At 62.9% G+C, this 5,218-nt stretch carries 3 protein-coding genes and 1 pseudogene; all 4 read right to left on the reverse strand.

From position 1 onward, the window contains the following. Window positions 1-216 precede the first annotated feature (216 nt). A pseudogene (locus E5W87_RS33635) lies at window positions 217-432 on the reverse strand (amino acid ABC transporter ATP-binding protein); the annotation flags it as partial. A 29-nt stretch (window positions 433-461) separates the two neighbouring features. Next, window positions 462-2,807: an SAM-dependent methyltransferase gene (locus E5W87_RS33640; protein ID WP_292407727.1), complete on the reverse strand. Its 2,346-nt coding sequence runs from the start codon at window positions 2,805-2,807 to the stop codon at window positions 462-464. A 107-nt stretch (window positions 2,808-2,914) separates the two neighbouring features. Further along, on the reverse strand, window positions 2,915-3,697 hold the full coding sequence (locus E5W87_RS33645) for a protein-L-isoaspartate(D-aspartate) O-methyltransferase (protein ID WP_292407729.1): 783 nt from the start codon (window positions 3,695-3,697) through the stop codon (window positions 2,915-2,917). Window positions 3,698-4,161: 464 nt separating this feature from the next. Beyond that, window positions 4,162-5,218, reverse strand: a 1,057-nt coding sequence (gene adh, locus E5W87_RS33650) for an aldehyde dehydrogenase (protein ID WP_292407731.1), incomplete at its 5' end; no start/stop codon positions are given.

Genomic DNA, 5,218 nt, shown 5'->3' on the forward strand with positions numbered 1-5,218 from the left:
TTGTTTTGAGCCTGCCGGGAAGGTAGCGCCAGGCTCACCATTGCAAGCCCGCTCACATACCCCCGCGTATCGAGTGGGCCAAATAGACGACACGCATCTAGCCCGCTCAAGATCCGCTTCCGCCACCTCTTGCGACATTGAGGTCGAAATCGAGTAACAACTGGATTGGGTCAAACCCTGCCCCACTTGAGTGAACCGGATTAATTGACGCCGAGGAAATGGGCGGCGCTCGGGCGTATTAGGGCTGGCGAAGACCTTGCCGGGCGGGCCGATCTCGTGGATGCGGCCCTTCATGTATGAAGACGGCGCGGCTGGCGAAACGCATTGCATTGGGTGACCATCATGAGCGTTATACCGTCGGCGGCAAGTTCCCGGGACGAGGGCGAGCACCTCGGCAACCAATTCGGGGTCAAGTGCGGAGGTGATCTGGTCGATGGCGCCCCGGTTAGGCGTGAAGAACTTCACGACCGGAAAGGGATCATGGTTCGGATCGTGAGCCGATTTGCAAGCAAGGCTGGGGCGACAAGATAAAGGACCACGGCGATCATCACGACGCCAGAGAACCCGACATGCATTGCAAGCAGCGTGGCGAGAATCGCGCTCAGCACGGACGCACAGCCGTTGATTCCCCACGCCCAGGGAATGAATGTCTCCGAACGCGCGCCGACATGCCCGAGGCCGAGGGGAAACGGCATGCCCATAAAAAGAGCGAGCGGCGCTATGAGGAGGAGCGCGATCGCGATCTTCGCGGCGTCCGGGAACGCCAGCAGCCTTTCGAATACTGAGGGCAGCGCGAGAAGGTAGGTGGCAGCCAGGACCGCGATAACCCCGACAGCGAGGGCGATGCCGCGCACCGCCGACCCGCGCCCGACCGCCACGGCCCAGCGTGCGGCAACGGCGCTACCGAGACCGGCGAAGGCGAGGAAGCCCGCAAGCACGACAGCGACAGCGTAGAACGGATGACCGAGGAACAGCACAAAGCGCTGGATGAAGGCGATTTCGATGAAGAGGAAGGCTAGCCCCAAGGCAAGGAAGTAGAGCCCGAAGCGCAGCCGGTGCAAAGCTTTCCCGAGCGTGTGTCTGCGAATCCATAGCGGCAGGAGGATCAGGACGGCGCTGAGGATGGCAGCCTGGACCAGAGTCGTCACGAGGATCAGGTAGCTCCAGTCGAGCATCGCTGCCCCGCCCTGGGTGCGCAGGGCCAGGAGTTCGGGCAAGGCGCGCCAGCGGAAGAAGTCGAAGAAATAGGGCCGATTGTCGGTGGCCGGTGCGATGGCGAACTTGTAGCGCTCGATGAAGTCGGCGCGCTCAGGGCCGAGGAGGGCAAGGGCTCCCTCATAGAGATATTCCTGATCGAGCTGGTTGAAGTGGTTCACGTCGCTCGCGGAGATGCCTGGCACCCAAGAGATGTCGAAGAAGTTCTCGGCCGCGAAGCTGCGAATGGCCGCAATGTCTTCGCCTTTGAAGGGCGACTTGGCGACGAGCAAAGTTGCGGTATTCCAGCTCCGGATCAGCACCAGGTGCCGGCCCGGCTCGGCCACCCCTTCCGCCTCGAGCGCTGCTATGGCGGTGGCGAACAGCTTAAGGCTGTCACGCGGCGGCACTCGCAGCCATCGTGTGATAGCGACGACACCATCTGGTCCGAGAATCGCGAGGTAATCCCGCATTGCCTCCACGGTATAGGTGTAGTTTTCATGCAAGCTCTGCACGCCGGCCGCGGCCGCGCTGAAGGAATCGAGGAGCGGCATCTGGATTAGGTCGTAGCGCTCGCCAGCAGTCGCAGCGAAGGCGCGCGCCTCGGCCAAATGCAAGCGCAGGTTCGGTCGGCTGAAGATACCGCCAGCGAAGTCGGCGAAGCGATTCCGAGCCAAGTCGATCATTTGCGGGTTGACCTCTACCGCATCCACGGTATCGGCCCCGGCGCGCAGCGCCAGCAGCACCTGCTCGCCGCCCCCGGCGCCGAGGATTAGCACCCGCGGCCGCTCGAGGATGCGGTACGGCAGCGCCGCCGTTGTCCGGTCGAGATAGGCGACCTTCGCCGGATCGCCTCCATAGGCGGTGATCGCCGCAATACTGTCGCCATCGGTGAAGACGGCGAGTTGCGCAGGCGGCTCTTGGGTATTGGCAAGGCTGAGGCCAGGCGCGTAACGGAAGGGGACGGTCGGACTCTCCACAACCGTCAGCAACCCGAGCGGGCTCGACCGCTCCTCGATCACCCGCGCGTTCGGAACCTCCAGTGCTATGCGGAGGCCCTTATACTGGGACATATGCGGCTCGGGGGCCACCCACAACGGCGGTAGCGATACTGCAACAAACGCCGCTGCCAGCCCAAGACCGCCCGCTGCGAGCCACCGATGGCGGACCATGCCGAACGCGGCAAAGGCAGCCGCCGCGAATGCCAGTGCTGCAACGAAGCGCAGCGCCGTAGATGGAAAGACCAGGAACAGGAGCCCGACGATACCCAGCGCACCGATCCCTGCGCCGGCCAAGTCGAAGGCGTAGACGCGTCCGATCTGTCCGGGATGGCGGCAGAAAGCAAGGCCGACGCAGGTCGCGCCAAAGAAGAACGGCAGGATCAGAAGCGCATAGCTGGCCGCGAGCCAACCGAGCTGTCGCGGATCCCAGATGATCTCGAGCGCGTTGAACGGCAGACGTTCGGCGATGGCGAAGCTGGCGACCGCGGTCATACCGAACAGCGCTGCCGACGCCGCGAAAGCAGCCGGGTACCGCTCCACTAGCCAGCGCTGGGCAAGCGCAATGAACGTACCGCTCGCGCCGAAGCCCAAGAGCGCGATGCTGATGATCATGTAGGCAAAATGGTGCCATTGAACGATCGAAAACAATCGCATCAGCAGCAATTCGTAACCGAGAACCGCTGCCGAAATGAGACCGACTGGTAGCATGTGGCCCGCTCTCACCGGGAGGGACCTCCCCGCAGCGGAACGAAGCTCACCGGCAGCAGCTGCCGGGTCGTGATGCCTCCGTCTCGTCGCTTCTCGACGAGCATGAGAAACTGGGTTGCAAAGGGGCCTCCCACGGGGATGACCATCCGACCTCCTTCAGCGAGCTGCTCGACAAGCGGCGGCGGGATATGGCTGGCAGCCGCGGTCACTACGATGCCGTCGAAGGGCGCGTGCTCAGGCCAGCCGTAGTAGCCATCGTCCACCTTCACCTCGACGTTGTCGAAGCGGGGCACCGCAAGTCGTGCCGCTGCCCTCTTGCCCAGTTCCGGGATAATTTCGATCGAGTAAACCTTGGCAGCGAGGGGCGACAGGACGGCTGCCTGATAGCCCGAGCCGGTGCCGATCTCGAGGACGGTGTCGCCAGGCCGGACATTGATCAGGTCGGTCATAAGCGCGACGATAAAGGGCTGCGAGATCGTCTGACCGTGCCCGATCGGCAGGGGCCGGTCATGATAAGCCGCGCCGCGCTGCGCCTCGGGTACGAAACGGTCGCGCGGCACCGTGCCCATCGTCTTGAGCACCGCCGGATCGATACCGTGTGCCCCGGAGCGGGCGTGTCCCTTTATCGTCTCGATCATGGCCGCACGCTCGGCTGCGCGGTCCTGGGCGGGCGCCGATGTCGAAACGAAGGCGGCGACACTCGCGAGAAACGCGGCCAGCAACGCTCGGCACTGGGCTAGAGCACTCATGAACCTCTCCTGGCCGACGACGTCGAGAACAAAGGCGGCGGCCATTTGAAGCAAACGCCGCTCCGATCTCCCACCAAACATGTCGCGGCACCAGGTCCGGATCAACCCCGTTGGAGGTTGGTGGTGCGTCAGAAGGCGTCTTCCGCCTCAGGCGGCGACCGCAAATGGGACGGCAAGCAGCCTGACCGCATTACGCATCCTTCACCGGTACCAAGGACCTCGCGGTTACCTGCCTGCAAGTCCGCTATCCACTTTATTGCAGCCCCTCCGACGAATCGACACGAAGGTCCGGAGCGGGTCAGATCACGTCGATGCCGGCGGAGGCCTGAAGGTCCGCTTCCAATAAATCCAAGCCTCAAAGCTGCCAGTCCTGCTTCGGCCCACCCAGGATGATCCGAATGGGCCGTGGTCCGTAATGGCCGAACATTTTTTCCTGGCGGGGCCTATACGGCATACACCAAACAAGACCTATACAGTACCCCCCGATATGGCAGTCGCCGTCGGAGCGATCAGAAGAAGCCGAGCTTCTTCGGGCTGTAGCTGACCAACATGTTCTTGGTCTGCTGATAGTGGTCAAGCATCATCTTATGAGTCTCGCGGCCAATGCCCGATTGCTTGTAACCGCCAAACGCAGCATGCGCCGGATAAGCGTGGTAGCAGTTGGTCCAGACGCGGCCCGCCTGGATGGCACGGCCGAAGCGGTAGCAACGATTTGCATCGCGGCTCCAGATGCCGGCGCCGAGGCCGTAAAGGGTGTCGTTGGCGATCGACAGCGCCTCTTCGTCATCCTTGAAGGTGGTGACCGAGACCACCGGTCCAAAGATTTCCTCCTGGAACACGCGCATCTTGTTGTGGCCCTTGAACACGGTCGGCTGGACATAGTAGCCGCCGGCAAGGTCGCCCGGAAGTTCGGCGCGCCCGCCGCCAGTCAGCACCACGGCGCCTTCCTGGCGGCCGATATCAAAGTAGCTCAGGATCTTTTCGAGTTGCTCCGAGGACGCCTGCGCGCCGACCATGGTGGCCGGGTCGAGCGGATCGCCTTGTACGATCGCCTGGACGCGCTTCAGTGCCGTCTCCATGAAGCGGTCGTAGATCGCTTCATGGATCAGTGCACGGCTTGGACAGGTGCAGACCTCCCCCTGGTTGAACGCGAACATGACGAAGCCCTCAACCGCCTTGTCGAAGAAGTCGTCGTCTTCCGCGAGCACATCCTGGAAGAAAATGTTGGGCGATTTGCCGCCGAGTTCGAGCGTTACCGGAATGAGATTCTGGCCGGCATATTGCATGATCAGCCGGCCGGTTGTGGTTTCGCCGGTGAAGGCGATCTTGGCGACGCGCGGCGAGGAGGCTAGCGGCTTGCCCGCTTCGAGGCCGAAGCCGTTGACGATGTTCAGGACCCCCGGCGGCAAAAGATCGCCAATCAGATCGACCCAGAGGAGAATTGACGCCGGTGTCTGTTCAGCCGGCTTCAGCAAGACGCAATTGCCGGTGGCAATCGCGGGCGCCAGCTTCCAGCACGCCATCAGCAGCGGGAAATTCCAGGGGATGATCTGGCCGACCACACCG

Origin of the sequence: Mesorhizobium sp., from assembly GCF_004962925.1 — a bacterium.
In the GTDB taxonomy this organism is placed as follows: domain Bacteria; phylum Pseudomonadota; class Alphaproteobacteria; order Rhizobiales; family Rhizobiaceae; genus Mesorhizobium.

Coding starts and splice junctions, on each gene's coding strand:
- E5W87_RS33640 (WP_292407727.1), bottom strand. CDS start 2,807: ATGATCATCAGCATCGCGCTCTTGGGCTTCGGCGCGAGCGGTACGTTC.
- E5W87_RS33645 (WP_292407729.1), bottom strand. CDS start 3,697: ATGGCCGCCGCCTTTGTTCTCGACGTCGTCGGCCAGGAGAGGTTCATG.